The organism is Stenotrophomonas sp. STEN056, from assembly GCF_056759635.1.
Genome location: NZ_JBRRDL010000001.1, coordinates 1 through 22,076, shown reverse-complemented (window position 1 = coordinate 22,076; position 22,076 = coordinate 1). Strand labels below are relative to the sequence as shown.

General features: G+C 60.5%; 14 protein-coding genes. All 14 read left to right on the top strand.

The features are described from left to right. The first annotated feature begins 23 nt into the window (after positions 1–23). Positions 24–512, top strand: a complete 489-nt coding sequence (tssE, locus tag ACVOLO_RS00070; protein WP_481568224.1) for a type VI secretion system baseplate subunit TssE — start codon at positions 24–26, stop codon at positions 510–512. Further along, positions 512–2,347: a type VI secretion system baseplate subunit TssF gene (gene tssF / locus ACVOLO_RS00065; protein WP_481568223.1), complete on the top strand. Its 1,836-nt coding sequence runs from the start codon at positions 512–514 to the stop codon at positions 2,345–2,347. The genes tssE and tssF overlap by 1 nt, the downstream gene beginning before the upstream one ends. After that, on the top strand, positions 2,311–3,396 hold the full coding sequence (tssG, locus tag ACVOLO_RS00060) for a type VI secretion system baseplate subunit TssG (RefSeq protein WP_481568222.1): 1,086 nt from the start codon (positions 2,311–2,313) through the stop codon (positions 3,394–3,396). Before tssF ends, tssG begins: the two co-directional genes overlap by 37 nt. A gap of 66 nt (positions 3,397–3,462) precedes the next feature. Continuing rightward, entirely contained in the window at positions 3,463–6,177 is a 2,715-nt protein-coding gene (gene tssH / locus ACVOLO_RS00055) for a type VI secretion system ATPase TssH (protein WP_481568221.1), read from the top strand. A 26-nt stretch (positions 6,178–6,203) separates the two neighbouring features. After that, positions 6,204–6,548: a hypothetical protein gene (locus ACVOLO_RS00050; RefSeq protein ID WP_481568220.1), complete on the top strand. Its 345-nt coding sequence runs from the start codon at positions 6,204–6,206 to the stop codon at positions 6,546–6,548. Positions 6,549–6,671: 123 nt separating this feature from the next. Further along, positions 6,672–9,401 (top strand): type VI secretion system Vgr family protein, encoded by a 2,730-nt coding sequence (locus ACVOLO_RS00045; RefSeq protein ID WP_481568219.1) that lies wholly within the window; start codon positions 6,672–6,674, stop codon positions 9,399–9,401. Next, complete coding sequence (locus tag ACVOLO_RS00040) at positions 9,367–10,368, top strand: DUF4123 domain-containing protein (RefSeq protein ID WP_481568218.1); 1,002 nt, start codon at positions 9,367–9,369, stop codon at positions 10,366–10,368. The genes ACVOLO_RS00045 and ACVOLO_RS00040 overlap by 35 nt, the downstream gene beginning before the upstream one ends. Positions 10,369–10,379: 11 nt before the next feature. Next, positions 10,380–13,859, top strand: coding sequence for a T6SS effector BTH_I2691 family protein (locus ACVOLO_RS00035; protein WP_481568217.1), 3,480 nt, complete (start codon positions 10,380–10,382; stop codon positions 13,857–13,859). Further along, positions 13,856–14,764: a DUF6708 domain-containing protein gene (locus ACVOLO_RS00030; protein ID WP_481568216.1), complete on the top strand. Its 909-nt coding sequence runs from the start codon at positions 13,856–13,858 to the stop codon at positions 14,762–14,764. Before ACVOLO_RS00035 ends, ACVOLO_RS00030 begins: the two co-directional genes overlap by 4 nt. A 69-nt stretch (positions 14,765–14,833) precedes the next feature. Further along, the gene (locus ACVOLO_RS00025; RefSeq protein WP_481568215.1) at positions 14,834–15,742 is read left to right on the top strand and encodes a hypothetical protein; all 909 of its coding nucleotides are present in this window, start codon (positions 14,834–14,836) and stop codon (positions 15,740–15,742) included. Between the two features lie 282 nt (positions 15,743–16,024). Next, complete coding sequence (lexA, locus tag ACVOLO_RS00020) at positions 16,025–16,627, top strand: transcriptional repressor LexA (RefSeq protein WP_481568214.1); 603 nt, start codon at positions 16,025–16,027, stop codon at positions 16,625–16,627. 2 nt (positions 16,628–16,629) lie between these two features. Continuing rightward, positions 16,630–17,244 carry a translesion DNA synthesis-associated protein ImuA gene (imuA, locus tag ACVOLO_RS00015; protein ID WP_481568213.1) on the top strand — a complete coding sequence of 205 codons (615 nt, stop codon included), beginning with the start codon at positions 16,630–16,632 and terminating at the stop codon, positions 17,242–17,244. Positions 17,245–17,250: 6 nt separating this feature from the next. Then, positions 17,251–18,669: a Y-family DNA polymerase gene (locus tag ACVOLO_RS00010; protein ID WP_481568212.1), complete on the top strand. Its 1,419-nt coding sequence runs from the start codon at positions 17,251–17,253 to the stop codon at positions 18,667–18,669. Beyond that, complete coding sequence (locus ACVOLO_RS00005) at positions 18,666–21,923, top strand: error-prone DNA polymerase (RefSeq protein WP_481568211.1); 3,258 nt, start codon at positions 18,666–18,668, stop codon at positions 21,921–21,923. The genes ACVOLO_RS00010 and ACVOLO_RS00005 overlap by 4 nt, the downstream gene beginning before the upstream one ends. Positions 21,924–22,076: the final 153 nt, after the last annotated feature.

The window sequence follows — 22,076 nt, the reverse complement described above, 5'->3', positions numbered from 1 at the left end:
CGGCGCAGCTCACGGATTGGCCGATGAAAGGACTTGAGCCCAGCTTGCTGGAAAAACTGTTTGACGATGCCCCCAAACGGCAGGATGCCGCGTCGGTGTTCAAGTCGGTTTCGCTGGAGCAGTACAAGGAGTCGATCGCCAGCGACCTGGAAGGGTTGCTCAATTCCCGTGCTGCCTTTCAGGAAGAGGACATGCTGGAGTTCCCAAACTGCCGACAGTCCGTGCTGACCTACGGCTTGGGTGACTTCTCGGCGATGAGCCTGGCCAACGCGTATGACCGTGCCGCCATTTGCCGTTCGCTGGAAGACGCAGTCGCGCGCCACGAGCGACGCTTGAAGAATGTCGGCGTGCATCTGGCAACCGGAAACCAGTTTGCCGGCGGTCTGCATTTCACCATCCACGCCGTGCTGGACATGGAACCGGCACGCGAGCCGGTCAGCTTCGATGCGATGCTGCAGCCTTCGACGCTGCAGTACCAGGTCAGCCGTGCGCGCCGGGTACAGGCCGCCTGATGCAGGATCTGCTTCCGTACTACGAGCGCGAGCTTGCGTACCTGCGACGGTACGGACGCGAGTTCGCCGAGCGTTATCCAAAGATTGCCGGCCGCCTGCAGTTGTCGGCCGAGGGCAGTCAGGATCCCCATGTTGAACGCCTCATCGAGGCCTTCGCACTGCTCACCGCACGGGTATCCAAGCGGATGGAGGACGATTATCCGGAGTTCACGGATGCGTTGCTGGATGTCCTGTATCCGCATTACCTCCGGCCGTTTCCGTCCTGCTCGATTGCCTGTTTCGAGACCGAGGGCGTTGCATCCAAGCTCAGCACGCCGGTGCACGTGCCGCGCGGAACACGGCTGTTAAGCCGGACAGTTCGCGGTGTGCCTTGCGAATTCCGTACTGCCTATGACGTTCTGCTCGCACCGTTGGAAGTGCAATCGGTGGTCTATCGCGGCGTGGCGGATGTGCCGCTGGCTACGTCATTGCCGCCTGGCAGTGGCGGGCAGATATCGCTGTCATTCAAATTTCTCTCCGATCAACTGAGCTTCGACCAGCTGGATACGGAGAACCTCCGCTTGTTTCTGGATGGTGAGCCGTCATTGCGCGCGGCCTTGCGCGACGTCTTGATGCTGGGCGTCAACGCCGCGTATGTGGAAGCCGATGGCGATGGGCGTTGGCGTCGCTTGGAGAAAGTCCCGCTGGAGGCGGTTGGGTTTGGCGAGAACGAATCGCTGATCAAATTTCCGGCACGTTCGCACCCCGCGTATCGGCTGTTGACAGAGTTGTTCGCGTTTCCGGAAAAATTCGGCTTCGTGGACCTGCACCTGCCGCCGGTGGTGGCGGATGCCAGCCGCCGGTTCACGTTGCATCTTGTGCTTCGCTCCAATGAGCGTGAGCGCAGCAATGCCATGGTGCTGGAGGAGTTGGGTGTTGCCAACGTGAAGCTTGGCTGCACGCCGGTGGTGAATCTGTTCCGCGCGGCTGCGGAGCCAATCCGTGTGACCCATCGCACGGTGAACTATCCCGTCGTGGTGGATGCGCGGCGTGCATTCGCCTACGAAGTTCACTCCATTGATTCGGTCTACCGGGTTCGGCAGACACCGCAGGGTGAGGCCATTCAGGAGTTCAGGCCGTTCTACTCGCTGCATCATGGTGAAGACCCCGAACGTACCGGGCAGTACTGGATCGCCCGCCGTGACGAGAACCTCGCCCGGCGCAGCCCTGGCTTCGAGATGGAGATGAGCTTTGTCGATCTGTCGTTCAACCCAGTGTTGCCACAGACCGACACCGTCAGCCTGGAGCTGACCTGCAGCAACCGCGATCTTCCCAGCCATCTGGCATTTGGTGTGGAGGGCGGTGATCTGAGCATGGAAGGCGGAACTGCCGCGCGGGCCATCAGCCTGCTGCGCAAGCCCAGCAAGCCACTGCGGTTCCGCCAGGGGCGTGGCGCCCAATGGCGCCTGATATCGCATATTTCATTGAATCAACTGTCGTTGTCGGGCAGTGGTCTGTCCGCGCTGAAGGAGATGCTGCGGCTGTATGACCTGGCAGGGAGCAGTGTTTCAGCGCGTCAGGTTGATGGAATCATCGCACTGGAACAAAAGCCCGCGACCACCTGGATGTCCGGCCAGCAGTTCGCATCGGTCGTGCGCGGGCTGGAGATTCATCTGACCATTGATGAGGCGCACTTTGTCGGTACCGGCGTGGCGGCCTTCGCACAGGTGATGGACCACTTCTTTGCACTTTATGTGCATGCCAACAGTTTCACCCGGCTGGTGCTGGTTTCCAGCGACAGCGGAGAGGAGATCGTCCGATGCCCAGCGCGCAGCGGCGAGTCGATCCTGGCGTAGCGCAACAGTTGCTGGCCGAACCGCATCGCTTCGAGTTCTTTCAGGCGGTCCGGGTTCTGGAGCAGGTATTCCAACGGCAAGGGGTGAAGCCGGGGCAGGCCGTGCCCATGCGGCTGCGCTTCCGTAATACGTTGTCGCTGGGCTTCCCGGCGACGGAGCTGGCGGCGGACGCCCAGGTGCTTTCACTCAAAGGAGAGCAACTGGAGGGTGCGACCGAGGTTGAGCATGCATTGCACGGCCAGGAACTGGCGGAGGTGCAGCTGACGCCGCAGTTCATGGGGTTGCTGGGTACGGCAGGCGCATTGCCACTGCATTACACCGAAACCCTGCAGCTGCGCGAGCTGTATCAACGTGACCGGACCGCGCGGGCGTTCCTGGATATCTTTTCCAATCGTGCAGTCGCACTGCACTACGCGGCATGGAAGAAGCATCGCCTGGCGTTGCAGTACGAGCTGGACAGGAAGGAGCGGTTTCTTCCCCTCGTGCTGTCGTTGCTTGGCATGGGAAGCGACGAACTGCGTGACTGCACGTCGGGTGCGCAGTCAGATGTCTTCGACCAGGCGCTGGCCTACTACGCTGGCGGCATCCGGCAGCGGCCTGTGTCGGCGGTGATGATCGCGCGTGTTCTGTCCGAATATTTTTCCGTGCCGATGCAACTGGAGCAGTTCGTAGGTGCGTGGTATCGCGTGCCGGCGTCGCAGACCACGCGATTGGGCCAGGCCAATGCAACGCTGGGTTCGAGTGCGCTTTCCGGTGACCGGGTGTGGCAGCGTGACCTGCGCTTATGCCTGCGCGTGGGCCCGCTGGAGCGGACCAAGTTTGACGACTTCCTTCCCGGGGGCAGCGCCGCCGCTGCATTGACCAGATGGCTGTCGCTGCTCACCGGGGGAACCCTTGAGTTTGACGTGCGGCTGGTGCTGCGAGCCGAAGACATACAAGGCAGCCAACTCGGCGTGGGTTCACGGCTCGGCTGGGACAGCTACCTCTGCACCGAGCCACAGACAACATCGCGTGAGGACACCCGTTATGGCATCCACACGTTGCAGTAAGTACATGCCGGCCGCCGGAGGGTGGCTGGGTCTCGAACGGTTCCAGCAAGGAGCGCGCATTTCCGCATGAGCATCAATCTGAAAACCCTGATCGGCAAGCTGGATGACACCTGCCGGCTCGCGGCCGAGCGCGCCGCCAATCTCTGCATGGCACGTGGCAACTACGAGGTGGATCTGGAACATCTGTTCCTGGCCCTGCTTGAACAGCCGCAAAGTGACTTTGCGCTGATTGCACGGCGCAGCGGGATCATGCCGGAGTCGCTGGAGCGCGATTTGGGTGATGAAATCAGCCAGTTCAAGACAGGCAACACGCGCACGCCGGTGTTCTCGCAGAACCTGCCCAAGCTGTTTGAACATGCGTGGTTGATCGCGTCGCTGGACTCGGGCACCACGCGCATCCGCAGTGGGCATCTGCTGTTGGCCTTGTTGACCGAGCCGGACCTTTCCCAGCTCGCGTATCGGGGCTCGGCGCTGTTCACCCGTTTCCGCCGGGAGGAGCTGAAGCATGACTTCGCCAAGCTCACCGAGGGCTCGCAGGAGGCCACACAGACGGTCGGGTTTGCGGACGCAGCGGTCGCTGAGCCCGAAGACCAGGCGGTGGGCAAGGTGGAGGGAGCCTTGAGCCGGACGCCGGCGTTGGATCAGTTCACGACGAATCTGACCGCGCGTGCGAGGGAGGGAAAGATCGACCCGGTAATCGGGCGTGACAGCGAGATCCGGCAGATGGTCGACATCCTGCTACGCCGTCGCCAGAACAACCCCATCCTTACCGGAGAAGCCGGCGTCGGCAAGACTGCCGTGGTCGAGGGGCTGGCCTGTCGTATTGCCGGGGAGGATGTGCCGGGCTCGCTGCTGGGGGTGGAACTCCACACCCTGGACATGGGCTTGCTGCAGGCCGGTGCCAGCGTCAAAGGCGAATTCGAGAATCGCCTGAAGAACGTGATCGACGAGGTCAAGAAGAGCCCGCATCCCATCATTCTCTTCATCGTTGAAGCGCACACCATGATTGGTGCCGGCGGTGCGGCCGGCCAGAACGATGCGGCCAATCTGCTGAAACCGGCGCTGGCACGTGGCGAGCTGCGCACCATCGCGGCAACCACTTGGAGCGAGTACAAGAAATACTTCGAGAAGGATGCCGCGCTGGCGCGACGTTTCCAGGTAATCAAGGTGGAGGAACCCAGCGAAACACTGGCGGCGGCGATGCTGCGTGGCATGGTCGGGGTGATGGAAGCCCACTTCGGCATCCGTGTACTGGACGAGGCCGTGACCGAAGCCGTGCGGCTTTCAAGCCGTTACATCAGCGGCCGGCAACTGCCGGATAAGGCTGTCAGTGTGCTGGATACAGCCTGCGCGAAGGTCGCGCTGGGCCAGAGTGCGACGCCAGCGATCATCGATGACACACGCAGGCATCTGGACCGGCTGCAGGCGGAACTGGTCGCGCTGCAGCGTGAGGCGGCCGCTGGTAACCATGAGCACGAGGCGCGCATGGCTGAAGTCATCGCCCAGCAACGCGACGCCGGTGCGTTGCTGGCCAGCAGCGAGGAGCGCCTCGCGCAGGAGCGCGCATTGGCGCAGCGTATCTCGACCTTGCGCCAGGCCATGGAGCAGGCAGGCGAAGCGCAACAGGCTGATGATGCGGCACCTGCCAACGCTGCAACCCGGCGTAGCAAGGCCAGCAAGCCGATATCACCGCAGCATGCCGAGTTGGCAACGCTTGTCGCTGAACTGCGTGCGCTTCAAGGCGAGGTGCCGATGGTGCCGCTGCAGGTGGACGGTGCCGTTGTTGCCGAGATCATCTCGGCATGGACGGGCGTGCCGCTGGGCCGCATGGTCAAGGATGAGATCCGCACCGTGCGCTCGCTGGCCGGCCTACTGGGGGCGCGGATCATCGGCCAGGACCATGCACTGGCTGCGATTGCCCAGCGCGTGCGCACGGCAACGGCAAAGCTGGAAGACCCGAACAAGCCGCGCGGCGTTTTCATGTTCGTCGGGCCCTCCGGCGTCGGCAAGACCGAGACCGCATTGGCGCTGGCCGACATTCTTTATGGTGGCGAACGCAAGCTGATCACCATCAACATGAGCGAGTACCAGGAGGCGCACAGTGTCTCCGGGCTCAAGGGTTCGCCCCCTGGCTATGTGGGCTATGGCGAAGGTGGCGTGCTAACCGAAGCCGTGCGTCGCAGCCCTTACAGCGTGGTGCTGCTGGATGAGGTGGAGAAAGCACATCCGGACGTGCTGGAGATGTTTTTCCAGGTGTTCGACAAGGGCGTGATGGACGATGCCGAGGGGCGGGAGATCGACTTCCGCAACACGCTGATCATTCTTACCTCCAACATCGGTTCGGCACAGATCATGCAGGCCTGCCTGAACAAGGCTGCTGAAGATATCCCCGCCGCCGATGTACTGGCCGAAGAACTGCGGCCGGTGCTGATGCGCAGCTTCAAGGCGGCTTTCCTTGGTCGTCTGAAGGTTGTGCCCTACTACCCGATCACCGATGACGTGCTGGCGCAGATCATCGCACTGAAGCTTGGACATATCCGCGACCGCATCGCCGCCAATCACAAGGCCGCCTTCAGTTGGGATGAAAGCTTGGTCGAAGCGGTCCTGGCGCGCTGTACCGAAGTGGATTCGGGCGCACGCAATGTGGACCACATCCTCAATGGAACCCTGCTGCCGGAGATCGCCGAGAGCGTACTGGCCGCAATGGCCGAGGGAAGTCACATAAACGCCATCAAGGTGAGCGCCGGCAAGAAAGGCGACTTCAAATACAAGCTCTCCTGATTGGAACTGGAAAAAGGAAACTGCAGATGGACATCAATCAAATCAATCACGAGGCGGCACTTGCCCACTACGACGGTGCTGGCGTGGACCTGGGGCGCAAGCTGGATCGCGTGCGCGCCTGGAACCGCCTGGGGCCGGAGCATGTATTGGGTTTGTTGCTGGGCGCGGTGCCCGCCGCGCGCCGTGATGCACTTCGTCTGGCTGGCCAGATCAGCCGCAGCGCCTGGCGTATCCGGATGGATACGCCGTCGGCTGGAAACTCGCCCGGAGGATTGCGTGAGCTCGGCGTCACCACAGGCGGCCGCGACTACCGGCTGCATATCAGTGAAGGTGTCCGCCTGCGGCTGGAGGCCGTCGCCCAGGTCGGTTGAGGCTTGGTCTGCGCTGCGGGCATGTTTGCTGCCCGGCTGGACGCAGCACGAACCCATACCGCGTAGAGGCGCCGTGCATGCATGACGGCAGTAACCGCAGCACAGGAATCTGAGGGGTAAACCATGGATCGGTTGAGGAACGCATTGGCGGCGTTGGCAGCGCCGGCACACGCACAGCGCTTTCTGAGGCTGCACACACCGCTTGGCAGCGAGGTGCTGGTGGCAGAAACGCTCAGCGGCATGGAACAGATTGACGGCATCGGCTTTCAATGGACCATTACCGCGCTGTCGGTGGATGCGGGCCATTCGCTCTCGCCGTTGGTCGGGAATGCCGCCCTGCTGCAACTCGAACAGGCCGATGGCAGCCTGCGCCCATTGCATGGGCGCATCACTGCCGTTGAACGGCTGGGCAGCAACGGCGGCCTGGCGCGTTATCGCCTGCGTCTGCAGCCGTGGCTGGCATTCCTGTCACAGCGGGTGGACAGCTATGTCTTCCAGGACAAGACCGTGGTGGAGATTGTCGAAGACATCTTTGCCGACCACCCGCAGCTCGCACCGGCATGGCGCTGGATGTTGTCCGATGCCAGCCAGTACGCGCGCCGCAGCCTGACCACGCAGTATCAGGAAAGCGACTTGGCATTCGTGCAGCGGTTGCTGGCTGAGGAAGGTATCTACTACTGGTTTGAACACGTGGGTGATCCGGCAGCGCAGAACTTCGGCGAACACACCCTGGTGCTGGCCAACCACAGCCACGATGTTGCGGCGCTGGGCCCGGTTCGCTTTCACCGCCGCGATGCGAGTGAGCGCAGCGACACCGTGCAGCAGTGGGCTGCAGGTGAGCGCTGGTGTACCAGTGAAGTGGAGCGGGGCAGCTGGGACTACCGCACGCGCGAACTGCGCCAGGCCAACGTGCAGGTGGAGCAGCCCAATGGGTTGGGGATCATCGACCGCGACATCAGCGGGCCTTACGGCTGGCATGACAACACGCGCGGGCGCCGGCGTGCGCAGCAGCAGCTGGACGCGCAGCGCGTTCGCGCCACGCGCATTGATGGTGCCGGGCAATGGCGGGCCTTGCGCCCAGGTGTGCACTTCAACCTGCAGCAGCATCCGAAGGTGGCCGACGATGCCGCGTTTCTGTGCCTGGAGGTGCATCACCAGGCGCGTAACAACCTCGATGCCGAAATGTTCGATGCGCTAGAGCAGTTGCTGGGGCCGGCCAGTGTGCCATCGCCGGCGTTGCCGTCATCCTTAGCCGGTATGGGGCTGGATGCGGATCACGTCGAAGCATCGAGCAGCTTTTACGACAATCGCTTCACTGCCATTCCCGGCGATGTGGTGTACCGGCCGCAGACCCATGATGGCCACGGTGTACATCTGCATCCACGGCCAACCGTCACCGGCACGCTCAGCGCCATCGTCGTCAGCGATGATGCGCCGCTTTTGTCCGACCGCGATCACCGCATCAAGGTACAGTTCCCTTGGCAGCGTGGCGGCAATGCCAGTAGCGGTTTGGCCCACCCCGGCGGTGAGAACAATGCCAGCGCCGACAGCAACGCCTGGACCTGGGTGCGGGTGATGACGCCCTGGGCCGGCGACAACTGGGGTGCGGTGGCGCCGCCACGGCGTGGCCAGGAAGTGTTGGTGGCGTTCATGGAAGGGGATATCGACCGTCCGGTGGTGACGGGCGTGGTGTACAACGGGCGCGGTCAAACCGATGCCCCGCACAACCAGGTGAACAGCGGCAGTGCCACCGCGACCGGCAATGCGGCGGCATGGTTTGAGGGCAATGCGCATGCGGCCGTGTATACCGGCTTCAAGAGCCAGGCACTTGCCGACAGCCAGGGCGGGCAAGGGGGCTATAACCAACTGCGTTTTGACGACACGCCGGGCCAAGGGCGCGCGCAGCTGTCCACCACCCAGCACGAGAGCACGCTGAGCCTTGGGCACCTCAAAGGGGGCAGCGACAACGTGCGCGGCGGCGAGCGTGGCTTTGGCGTGGAGTTGGCCACCCAGGCGCACGGCAGTGTGCGCGGTGGACAAGGGTTGCTGCTGAGCACCGAACCTGGCAACCAACAGCTGGCAACACCGCAAGCACAAGCACAGCTGCAGGAAAGCCAAGTGCTGCTGCAGCAGCTCAATACCTCGGCAAGCAACCAACGGGCATCTCTGTCGGATCAGGTGCAGGAATTGCCGGTCGAACACGGCGTGAGGGAACTGCAGCAGCAACTGAAAGCAATGCATGACGGCAGCACTGCTGGAAGCATCAAGGGCGGCGCGGGCCAGACGCCGGGTTGGAGCGCGCCGGTGCTGCTGGGCAGCGGCGCGGCTGGCGTGGTGAGCGTCACTCCGCAAGACCAAGTCTGGATCAGCGGCAGCCACACCAACCTGAGCGCTGGTGTTGCACTGAACTGGATGACACAAGGCGCCCTTACCCTGGCAGTCGCCAACGGGCTGGTGGTGTACACCGCAGGCCAGCAGGCTCGCAGCGAAAGCCCCAACCAGGAGCGCGGCATCGCCTTGCACGCCGCGCAGGGCAAGGTCAGTGCGAGAGCGCACAAGAACCTGGCAAAGGTCGCCGCCAAGACCGACATACGCATCGCCAGCACCGAGGCGGATGCGCAGTTGTCCGCGCCAGCCAAGCATCTGCTGGCGAGCGCCGCAGGCGCCTACATCCGCATCGAAGGCGACAACATCGAACTGGGCGCACCGGGGAGGATCGAGTTCAAGGCAAGCCAGCGGGAGTGGGTTGGGCCGGCGAGTGCCAGCGGATCGCAGTCCATTCCAAAAGCTGGGTTGAAAGCGTGTCCCACCAAGGATGATGCAGCCGCCGCATCCGGTGCAGCGTTCATTTGACTGTATGGATATCCAGAGGCAGAGCAAGATCACGAAAAGGTTTTTGGCGGAGCGGGCAGCAAGCTCGTCCGGCGGGCTCGTTTTGATGCTGGATCGCTTTCTAGGCGCCAGCATTGATCTCGATATATTCACCGAGCGCAGTTGCGAGTCGGTCGATGTAAGGTTGAGGCATCCCGCATTCGCAGATATCAAGCGCACGCCACTGCTGCTTCGTATTCGGCCGGAGGATTCGGATCTAATTGGTCTCGCTCTCGATGCAGGAATAAGAGAGCAGATTGATCCGCTTCAGGAGGCGGGAGCCGGGCTGACCGTAGCTGGGTGGATGGAAACCACGGCCCCGCTGAAGGCCTTGGCCAGGCATCTGGCAATATCAATGGAGCCACGCGTCGGTAAATCGAATCACACTCGAGTATTGCGTCTGTCCGATCGTCGCGTGCTCGAATTTTTATGGGAGTTGCTGGATTTCCCTCAGCAGGTTTCATTGCTGGGCCCAATCTCCGTCTGGCATGTGATTGACCGATGCGGTGCAATACGGAGTCTTGGTTGTCCGGATGTCGGTCAACGTAATTACACGCCCAGTGGCGGCCTTCAGCTTAGCTCTGCGCAATGGCATGAGCTGGAAGAGTGCCAGCAGGTTCAAGAGATGGCGCGTGGTTGGAAAAACATAGTTGAGGTGCTGCCCTCGAACTATCTTTCCCAGCTGCGGGTGGCGCTGGGTGCTGCAAGACGTCTGGGTTTGTCCGTGAATCAGGATGTTCAGCTGTTGGCTGCCTACATTCTGCAAATCCACCCATTACTTACTCAACATGCCCGGGTTGCTGAGCTGGTAAAGCGTTCAATCTCCGAGCAATTTCCATTGATTGATGCTCTGGCCGAGATTCCCGACCCGGAGGGCTGGGAGCAGATAAAGAGGGAGTTGGAGCAGGGGGGTGTTCCCCCAGAGCTCCTTCGATACGGCGCACACTAAGGAAGAGGGAAATGTTTGACGCTAACCAGCCAATAATGACCTACAGTGCCAAGGCTGTTCAGGCAGCCAGTGCAGCGAGTAGGTGCAGCCAAGGAGGGTGTCCTTCCTGTGTAAAAACAGGGCTGCCGGTACTTGTTGTGCGGCCTGGGGTGGTTGCCAAGCCGTACATGACAAGCATCCAGGGGCATCTTTCCCCATTGTTGCGGGGCATCGGTATGCCCAGGCTGAAGTATCTCGATTATGCCGCGCGTACACTACGCGAAGGATACCTGTACGCTTTCTACGAGAGGCCGCATACGCCAGAAATCAAGGCGCAGAAGGGTTGGCAGGTGAATCTGGTGGACGAAGGGGGCTATTTGACCCCGGTGCCGCTTTCGCCCCTACCAATTGTCGGAATTGGAGAGATTCCTGAGTTTTCGTGCGAGCGCACGGCTGGCTACGCGGCTGCGATGCTATTTGTGATTCCAGATGCTAAGAACACAGGTCGGGTCTGGATCGCGTTCAGTGAAAATCCGTGGCCTCCACGGGTCTTGGAGCGCTATGCGGGGGATGAGGCACTACGGAATCGAAGAATGACATGTATTGATGCGCCTGCAGCATCATGCAATGCATCGCTTCCATTGGTTGCCGAATCAGCCGAGCAACTCATCTATGACTACTCGTATCGGACGCTGGCATTGGCGGGAGACGCAGGGCCTTACCAGCGGTGGACACCGCGTATGGCCGGAGGAATGACTGTTGCTCTGAACATTCCTGGGACGGAAACGCCAAGGGTTCGCGCCGAGGGGGCGCAGGACATTGTGGAGGCCGCGAGGGAGACATTGTCCAGAGGTCACCACCAATACTCCGAGTCTGATCTATTGATGGTCATGGTTGACGATGTTGTTGGTATTGCTCATGAGACGGCAGTTCTGCGAACAACCCATTTCAAGAGTGCGAGCGAGTACGCGCTTGGTCGCGCCGATGGGGATGCAGAAAAAGCTGATTGGATGCTTAAATCCGCTTTGAGCATTGAGGGCTTGATGGCCAGCCTGACTCAGGCGGGGCAGCGCAAGCAGCAGGAATACGACGAAAAAGGATATTCCCGCCATCACAATACGTCGATGATGCATCGCGATTTCAGGCAGCTCCAGCAGGAGAAGCTGCTGCCATCGGAAGCAGAGTTCGTTCCTGGGCAAAAGATTTTGAATACTGCCGGAATGCCCCAGATTCCGGATTATGACATTCCCGGAACGGTGATGTTGCCTTCTCCGATCAAGCAAGCTGAGGAGCAGTGTGAGAAATTGCGCAAGAAGCTTCGCGGGCGCGGGGCGAAGGCCGATTACAGGAGTTTCCTGGATTCGTACGAGAGGCATGCGCAAATAGATGCAGACGGGCTTCTGGCAATGGAGGAGGACCACTTCACCTGCCTCGATTGTTCGCCCAGAAAATTTTTGTATCAATACGACTTCGACGAGAGCGATGCGCTCAGTGGATTTTTCTATACCTGCACGACAGCTCGTATTCTCCATGGTGGCCACATCACCGGAAATTCCGCTCAGGGAGATGAGAGTGCGGGCACCGGCGACCTTGGTAAAGGAAAGGGTGGGGAGTGGTATGCGCGTTACCTAAGTGATGACCCGACGTTGAAAGAAAACATTCTCCTTAGAGCGCTGCTGGGCAACACTTCTCAGGATTTCAAAGAGTGGCTCGACAAACGCGACGGGCATTTCGGCCTGATGGGCAATGTCATCGACAATGTCGAAGAGCTGGCCAGGAATCCTGCTGCTGCGGGCTGGGTGAAGTTGGGAGGAAAGCAGGCGAACGCACTGCGTATGCTTGCTTCCGGGTATGTCTCCGGACTGTTGCCAGTGGTGGGAGGGGCTGCCTGCCTGCTCCAACTGGCAGGACGGCTGACCCCGGTGGCATTGGCGCGGATGACCAGTTTGATCTCATTGGTCAGTAATGCAGGTGCCCGTCGGGCGAGCGCCACATTGGTTGGGGTAACCATGCCGCTGTACAAAGCCCTGCGGGTTTGGCGGCGAATGATGATAAACGCGCAGGACGTCGCAATTGCTGCAGGGCGTGTCACGTCCGCGACCAGGACGACCGTTGTGAACTTCAGCAGCATGTTGAAGACGATTGGCGCGACCGCCGCGGCAGACACCTTGGTTGAAGTCCACATGTGGGTGGATAAGGCGCCGCGGGAGATGGAGGCTTGGGCACAAGCAAATGCCCTGAAGTCAGTTGCATTGACGGGGGCCATTCGGCAAGCGGCGAGTGCGGCTCAGTATGCAATTCGGCTCATGCCCGGTGTTGCCATTGGAACATGGGCTCAGGCGACGCGGCATATCAACGGAGCCACGCTCGCGCAGCTGACCGGGACAAGCGGAAAGGTTCTGGCTAACGGAACAGCGATTATGGCGGGTGGTGCAGGGGTGCTTTCCGTTCTTTCAGTCATGAAAAACTATGAACAATTTTCCAAGGGGAATGAAACAGAGCGGGCAGAAGCGGCGATAGGCATTCTGACGGGCTCGCTGGCGTTCGCTGGCGCGGCATTGACGCTGCAAGAGCAAATATATCGGGCGAAGTCCAATAGCCTGCGGGCGGCCAATATGAAAATGCTGGCGGGAAGATTAGTCGCGGTTGCATCGTTTGTGGATGCCGTTGTCAGCGGCGTGAGATTTATTCAAGCACAAGCACGCGGCGACTATGCGGCCTCGGGCGTTCTGATAGTACAGGCGATCGTGTTGGTTGGAGCGGGCACGGCAGCGTGGGCTGCAGCCGTGGGGTCGTCTGCAGCATTTCTGGGAATCGGTATGACGGGCTGGGGTTTGATTCTTGCCTTGATAGGTGTGGGGCTAACGTTTGTTTACTATTACCTCAAAGATTCACCTTTGGAGGAATGGGGGGCGAGGTCTATATGGGGGAGAAATCGTGGTGGCGGATTTGTAAATTTGGTGAGTGAGCAGCTGAGGTTGGATATGCTGCAGGCGGGTGTCAAGTTCGAATTCGAAGTGAAAACACTTACTGATATTAATAGTCCCGGGTGCAAGGGGGTATTTTCTAACATGCTCCCGTGGGTGTTGTTAATGAATGTGATTGGCGATAAAGATCGCGATAAAAGAGGGGGGGCTTATGAGGCTTGGGTTCGAATTGCAATGCCAAGCGAACTCCGCGGATCGGTTCGTATGTGTATGGGCGTTTACGCTAAGAAACGTTCCGGTAGAGGCACGGTGTTGCTGGGGGCGTATATTTCTGAGGGTGTGGGTTTGGGGGCTTTGATGGAGGAATATCCCGGTGTCGTAGATGTCCGGGAGATGGTGATTCAAGTGGGAAATGAAAAGAATGAGAGCGGAACTTGGGAATTGGTTAGCGCTAGTGGGGTTCCCATATTTAAGTATAAAGACGCGCACGCAATTATTTGGTTGCAAGAGATGGATAAGGATGGTGATTATTCAATGGATTCCGCTTTCAAAATTAAGTTGACGGACGGCGGAGGCGAGTCGTGACGATCAGAGAGACGACGGTTGCGGTTTGGAAGAAGGCTGAATCGGAGGTTGTTTTTAATCCGGAGCTTTTGAAAGAGAATGCTCATGCCCGGCGCGTTCCATTTCGCATTCTTCCTTCGGATCATAGTGTGTCGCTGAATGTTGATCCGGTCGCATTTGATGCTGTGCTGAGAATCTATCCTGATGCTTTGGAGGTGGGTACGATTCGTGGTGAATATTCAAAGCATATCAAGTGGTCAATATTTTCTGCATATTTTATGTGGGCCTTCGGTGCTTTTACTTTTGCTATCATGCTTTTGTCAGTTTGGGGTGGAAGGGGGGCGGATCCGTTTTTTGACTTATGTGTTTTTGGCGCATTTGGATTCATTTCCTATTTCATGCTTTGTTTTGGATTTTATTTTTGGCGATCAGCGAAAATTAACTCCATGGATGATCCTGTTATGTTTAACAGGAAGTCCAGATTGGTTAGCATTCTCCCCTATGTGAAGGGAGGTTTCTTTGAATTTTGGAGAAGCGGCTCCCATGGTGCTCCCATCTCGTATGGTTGGGATGATCAGATCCGAGCGCGCATCTATAACTATATTTATTTTCGGGGTGCGAATCTTGCTTCAGAGGGCTTTGAGCTGGGACTGCTTGCTATTCGCGAGGGGACCGGAAACGAGGTTGAACAGCTGATTCAGCTGGGCGTCCAGTCCAATGGCTTCGACAGCACGCAGTTGGCGCTGTGGGAGCATATTCGCCAATACATGGAAGAGGATGGCCCGCCGCTGCAGCCCGGTGACAAACTGCGCGCAACGGATCTATCGCGTGTCCCCGAGTTTCCTGCCGAGATTATTGCTGCAGCGGGTGGCCCGGCCCTGGATCAGGATGCTATTGATCAGCTGGTGCGACAGAAGATTTCGTGACGACTCGCGGAAACGGAAGGGAGGTTCTTGTGCCTTCAGGACGAAGTTGTTACACGATGGAGATCGGTTATGGCGCTGAAAGAGACGACGGTAGCGGTTTGGGAGAAGGCCGAGTCGGAGGTTGTTTTTACCCCTGAGCTTTCGAAAGAGAATGCTCATGCAAGGCGCGCTCCATACCGTGTTATTCCTTCGGATCATGGCGTGTCATTGAATGTCGATCCAGCTGCATTTGACGCTGTTCTAAGGGTTTATCCCAATGCTTTGGAAGTAGGTACGGTTCGCGGGGAGTATTCAAAGGATGTCGGATGGTCAAAATTCTCTGCGTATTTTATGTGGGGATTCGGGCTGGTTATGCTGGCGTCTGTTCTATGGATGATGATGGATCCTGGATTTTCATTTTCAGCTGGTATTATTGTCCCGCTGTTAATTTATTTCTTAATTATTTATCTTCTTGTCGGTTTCGGGTTCTACTTTTGGAGGCGCGCAAAATTTGATTCTCTAGATGATCCTATTATGTTCAATAGGGATTTGGGGTTGGTGTGTATTCTTCCTTATGTAAAAACTGGTTCGTTTTTGCTTTGGAAAATTGGAGCGCATGGGCCGCCCGTTATTTATAGGTGGAACGATCAGATTCGCGCTAGAATATATAATTACATATATTTTCGAGGCGCGGGCCTGGCTTCGGAGGGCTTTGAGTTGGGTCTGCTCGCCATTCGCGAGGGAACCGGGAATGAAGTGGAGCATTTGATTCAATTGGGTGTCCAATCCAATGGCTTCGACAGCACGCAGTTGGCGCTGTGGGAGCATATTCGGCAGTACATGGAAGAGGATGGCCCGCCGCTACAGCCCGGTGACAAGCTGCGCGCAACAGATCTATCGCGTGTGCCCGAGTTTCCTGCCGAGATTATTGCTGCAGCGGGTGGCCCGGCCTTGGATCAGGACTCCATCGATCAGTTGGTGCGACGAAAGACTTCGTGACGACCACAGGCGAATGGAATCGCTCAGCATTCGGGGATGGGCTGAAAAATTCCATTCCTATCCTCGGCTGCTGAAAATTCATCCGAGTTGGGGCACGGAATAACAAAGGATCAATGATTCATTGGGCTTGGGAACCAGAGGGTTTTCATCCAGTGGATGGTTTGGTGAATTGTTCAGACGTTCCGTAAGAGGCCGGGATCAAATTTGCCGGGAGTCGACAATTCCGCTGCGGCTCAATCTCCCCATTGGCAGCCCCTGTCCATTGGTGTACATATGTACACCATGTCCGAATTGTCCTCACAACGTGCTGCGGTTCTTGCCTTCCTGCGTGAGCGGGTGGGGCGGGGGGCGCCGCCCAGCCTGGCTGAAGTCGCGGCCCACTGTGGCTTTGCCTCACGCAATGCCGCGCAGAAACATGTGCAGGCGCTGGCGGTTGCGGGGCTGATCGAGCTGCGCAGCGGGCAGAAGCGGGGTATCCGCATCCCCGGTGCCGAGCCGGATGCTTTGCTGATGCTGCCGGTCCTTGGCCGGGTGGCGGCAGGGCAACCGATAGGGGCCGATATTGGCCTGGACCGCCAGTTGCGGCTGGACCGTGGCCTGTTCGCGCTGCAGCCGGATTACCTGCTGTTGGTGCAGGGCGATTCGATGGTCGATGACGGCATCTTTGATGGCGACCTGGTCGGCGTGCATCGCAGTCCCGAGGCGCGCAATGGGCAGATCGTGGTGGCGCGGGTGGATGATGAAATCACCATCAAGCGATTGGAACGGTCGCCGAAAGGTATTCGTTTGTTGCCGCGCAACCAGGCACACGCACCGATTGTGGTGCAGGCAGATGCGGACTTTGCCATTGAAGGCATTTACTGCGGCTTGATCAGGCAGGCTTGAGCATGGGTGAGGTGCTGGCCCTGGATGAACTGATGGCGGCGCGCACGGTGTGGCGCGCCAGCCGTGGCAGTGCGCTCAACCACGAGGGCGAAGCCAGCGGCCATGCGGCATTGGATGCGCTCCTGCCGACCGGCGGTTGGCCACGCAAGGCCCTGACCGAATTGCTGCTGCCTGCCGACGGTGTGGGCGAGATTGCCTTGTTGTTGCCAGCGCTGGCGCGGATGACCGCGGCCGGCAAACGCGTGGTGCTGGTGGCGCCGCCGTTCATTCCGTATGCGCCGGCGTGGCAATCCGGTGGCGTGGAATTGGCGGGCATGGATGTGGTGGAGGCCGAGCCGCGCGATGCCTTGTGGGCATTCGAGCAATGCCTGCGCAGTGGCGCCTGCGCAGCGGTGCTGGGCTGGCCGAAGACAGCCGATGCGCGCGCATTGCGTCGCCTGCAGGTGGCGGCGGACAGCGGCGATTGTTGCGGCTTTGCACTGCGCGACCGGCGTCACGCGGTGAATGCGTCACCGGCGGCGTTGCGGCTGGAATACCTGTCCGAGCTCGGCGCCTGGCAGGTGCGCAAATGCCGCGGCGGGCAGATTCCATCGCAACCGCTGCGTCTGGTGCAGTGAACGGCGATGCTCTGGGCCTGCATATTGCTGCCGCAGCTGGCGCTGGACGCTGTCCTTCGTCGCCTGCCTGATCCGCACGAGCCGCTGGCGCTGGTTGAAGGACCGGCGCAGTTGCGGCGCCTGCATGCGGTCAACGACAGTGCTGCCGAACACGGGCTGGCGCCGGGCATGCGCCTGTCAGCGGCCCATGCCTTGCTCGCGCAGGTGCGCACCTTGGATTACGACCCCAAGGCCGAGGCGCATTGGCATCGGTTTCTTGCGGCCTGGGCGTACCGGCACAGCTCGCTGGTCAGCCAGCAGTGGTCGCACGCGATCGTGTTGGAAGTGCAGGCCAGCTTTCAGTTGTTTGGGCCGTGGCCGCGTTTTGAACGGCGCCTGCGCAGCGAACTGGAAACGCTGGGCTTTCGTCATCGCATCGCGTTGGCGCCGACGCCACGCGCGGCGCGGGTGCTGGTCGGTCTGCGCGATGGGCTGGAAGTGACGCAGCTGACGAAGATGCAGTCCATGTTGGACAAGGTGCCGGTGCGGCGCGCGGCCTTGCCCGATGACGCAGGCGAGCGGTTGCATCGCATGGGCGTACGCACTCTGGCGGCGTTGCGGGCACTGCCCAGCGAGGGCGTGCGTCGCCGTTTTGGCGGTGAAGTACTGGACCACCTGCGCAAGCTCTATGGCGAGGTCGATGATCCATTGACCTGCTACGCGCCGCCGGATCATTTCGATTCGCGGCTGGAGCTGGGCTATGAAGTGGAAACGCACACGGCCCTGCTGTTTCCACTGCGGCGGTTGATTGGCGACCTGTGCACGTACCTGTCCATACGCGACGGTGGCGTGCAACGCTTTGCGCTGCGGCTGGAACACGATGAGGGCCACACCGACCTGGAAGTCGGCCTGCTGGCAGCCGAGCGTTCGCCGTCGATGTTGTTTGAGTTGTCGCGCAACCGGCTGGAGCGGGTGGAAATTCCACGGCCGGTGGTCGCGATGCGGCTGTTGGCGCGGCAGCTGCCGCCCTTCATTCCTGCCGTGCGTGACTTGTTTGACACACGGCCACAGCAGGCGATGGATTGGCCGCATCTGCGCGAGCGTCTGCGCGCACGGCTGGGCGATGACGCGGTATATCGGCTGGCCGCAGGCGATGACCCGCGCCCGGAGCGTGCCTGGAAGAAAGTGAGCGGTGATGATCTGCCCGATGTGGTCACGCTGCAACGTCCACCGCGACCGACCTGGTTGTTGCCACAGCCGGTGCCACTGCGTGATACACGCCTGCGCATTCTTTCCGGCCCCGAACGCCTGGAGAGTGGCTGGTGGGATGGCGATGATGCGCGCCGAGATTATTACGTGGTGGAAACCGCGCGCGGCCAGCGGGCCTGGGTGTTTGCTGCACCCGGCGAGCAGCAGGGCTGGATGCTGCAAGGCTGGTTTGCATGAGCTGGGATGACCTGCCACCGGGCGTGCAGCCCGATACGCCCGGTGCACGCCCACCGCGCAGCTGGAGCGTGAACAGGCGGTTGAGTGCAGCGGCCAATGACGACATCGCCCATCACGACCGCGATGGCAGCCCCGCCTATGCGGAGCTGCATTGTCTGTCGGATTTCTCGTTCCTGCGCGGTGCATCCAGCGCGGAGAAACTGTTCGAGCGCGCGCGTCACTGCGGCTATGAAGCACTGGCCATCACGGATGAATGCTCATTGGCCGGCATCGTGCGCGGCTGGGAGGCGGCAAGGGCGACCGGCTTGAAGCTGATTGTCGGCAGTGAGTTCACGCTGGCAGATGGCTTGAAGCTGGTGTTGCTGGTGGAAAATGCCGTCGGCTACACGCAGCTGTGCAGCCTGATCACAAAAGCGCGGCGTGCGGCGAACAAGGGCGAGTACCGCCTGAGCCGCGCCGATATGGAAGACGTATTGAAGGAGCAGGCGCTGGGTCTGTTCGCGTTATGGGTGCCGGCAACATTGCCCGATGCGGAGGAAGGTGTCTGGCTGAAACGTGTCTTCAACGCGCGTGCGTTTCTTGCCGTGGCCTTGCACCGGGAGTGCGATGACGCCGCACGCCTGGCACAATTGCTGGCGGTGTCGCGGCAGCTGGAGCTGGTGCCGCTGGCCAGTGGCGATGTTCATATGGCCACGCGCCGCGAACGCATGGTGCAAGACACGCTCACTGCCATTCGCCACACCTTGCCGCTGGCCGAAGCCGGCGCGCATCTGTTCCGCAATGGTGAACATCACCTGCGCGCACGGCGCACGCTCGGCAACATCTATCCGGCAGCGTTGCTGCAGGCGACGGTGCAACTGGCTGGGCGCTGCAACTTCGACCTCAAACGCGATATGGACTACCGCTATCCGGCGGAGCTGGTGCCCGCCGGGCATACGCCGGCCAGCTATCTGCGCGAACTCACCGAGATCGGCATCCGCGAGCGTTGGGACGAGGCGAATCCGATGCCGGAACGCGTGCGTGCGGATATCGAGCAGGAGCTGGCGCTGATCGCCGAGTTGAAGTACGAGGCCTTCTTTCTCACCGTGTACGACATCGTGCGCTTCGCGCGCTCGCGCAACATCCTGTGCCAGGGGCGTGGGTCTTCGGCAAATTCGGCGGTGTGTTATGCGCTGGGCATCACCTCGGTGGACCCGGGCGAAAACAAACTGCTGATTGCGCGGTTTCTTTCCAAGGCGCGCGACGAGCCGCCGGATATCGACGTTGATTTCGAGCACGAACGCCGTGAGGAAGTGCTGCAGTACGTCTACAGGAAATACGGGCGTTCCCGCGCGGCGTTGGCGGCAACGGTCATCCGCTACCGCGGCAAGAGTGCGGTGCGCGATGTGGCCAAGGCATTCGGGTTGCCGCCGGACCAGATCAGCCTGCTGGCCAATTGCTACAGCTGGGGCAATGGCGACACGCCGATGGAACAGCGCATTGCCGAGGCCGGGTTTGATCTGCAGAACCCGCTGGTTGCGCGTGTGCTGGCGGTGACGTCGATGCTGGTCGACCACCCGCGTCATTTGTCGCAGCACGTTGGCGGCTTTGTGATTTCCGACGCGCCGCTGTCCACGGTGGTGCCGGTGGAAAACGCGGCGATGGCCGACCGCACCATCATCCAGTGGGACAAGGATGACCTGGAAAGCATGGGTGTGCTCAAGGTCGATTGCCTGGCGCTGGGCATGCTCACCTGCCTGCGCAAGACGATGGACCTGGTGCGTCAGCACCGCGGTCGCGATTTCGACCTGGCCAGCATTCCGGCCGAAGACCCGCAGACTTACGCGATGATCCAGCGCGCCGACACCATTGGCGTGTTCCAGATTGAGTCGCGTGCGCAGATGGCGATGCTGCCGCGCCTGAAGCCGGCGACGTTCTACGACCTGGTGATTGAAGTGGCGATCGTGCGGCCGGGGCCGATCCAGGGCGACATGGTGCATCCGTATCTGCGGCGTCGGCAGAAGTTGGAGCCGGTGACGTATCCCTCTGACGGGGTGAAGGACATTCTCGGCAAGACGCTGGGTATTCCCTTGTTTCAGGAACAGGTGATGGAGCTGGTGATGCACGCCGGTTACAACGCCGATGAGGCCGATCACCTGCGGCGTTCGATGGCCGCATGGCGACGCGGTGGCGACATGGAACCGCATCGCAAGCGCATTCGCGAACTGATGGAAGGCAAAAGTTATTCGTCCGAATTCATCGACCAGATCTTCGAACAGATAAAGGGGTTTGGTTCCTACGGGTTCCCGCAAAGCCACGCAGCGTCGTTCGCCAAACTGGTGTACGCCAGCAGCTGGTTCAAGCGGCATGAGCCGGCAGCGTTCGCGTGCGGCCTGCTCAATTCGCTGCCGATGGGTTTCTATTCGGCCAGCCAGATCGTGCAGGACGCACGGCGTGGCTGTGCGGCGCGCGAACCTGTGGAAGTGCTGCCGGTGGATGTGATGTACAGCGACTGGGACAACCTGCTGCAGGGCGGGCAAGCGTGGCGTAGTGCGTCGGCACCGGGGGAGCAACCGGCCTTGCGGCTGGGGCTTCGGCAGGTGGCAGGGCTTTCCGAAACCGCCGCCCGCGCAGTGATGAAAGCCCGCAGGCAACGGGCTTTCAGCAGCGTGGCGGATCTGTGCCTGCGCGCCGGCCTGGATGCCAAGGCGCGCGAAGCACTGGCTGAGGCGGGCGCGTTGCAGTCGCTGGTGGGCAACCGCAACGCAGCGCGCTGGGCGGTGGCCGGTGTTGAACGGCGGCGGTCGTTGTTGCCGGGCAGCCCGGAAGAACGCGTGGTGGAGATGGCCGCACCGGCCGAGGGCGAGGAAATCCTGTCCGACTACAACAGCACCGGCCTGACCTTGCGCCAGCATCCGATGTCCCTGCTGCGCGCGCAGATGACGCAGCGGCGCATTAGCGATCTCCGCGCCTTGCGTGCACGCCCGCACGGCAGCGGCGCGCATGTGGCGGGGCTGGTAACGCAGCGGCAACGCCCGGGAACAGCCAAGGGAACGATCTTCGTCACTCTGGAGGACGAGCACGGCATGATCAACGTCATCGTCTGGCCGCATGTGGCATCGCGCCGCCGTCGCGCATTGCTGGAATCACGGCTGATGGCCGTGCGCGGCCGTTGGGAACGGGTGGATGGCGTGGAGCATTTGATTGCCGGTGACCTGTACGACCTGAGTGAATTGCTGGGTGAGTTGCAGGTGGAGTCGCGTGATTTCCATTGACGGTGGGACTGGCTTATACGGCTCGATGTGCATTGAAATGGTGTAGGAGTCAACTGTCTTGCACAGTCTCCATAGAGCCGACCCGCCAAGGCGCGTTGTCACGCTTCATCGCGTTGAGCCGGGTCAGGTATTTGCGCATGCAGGCGGTAACGG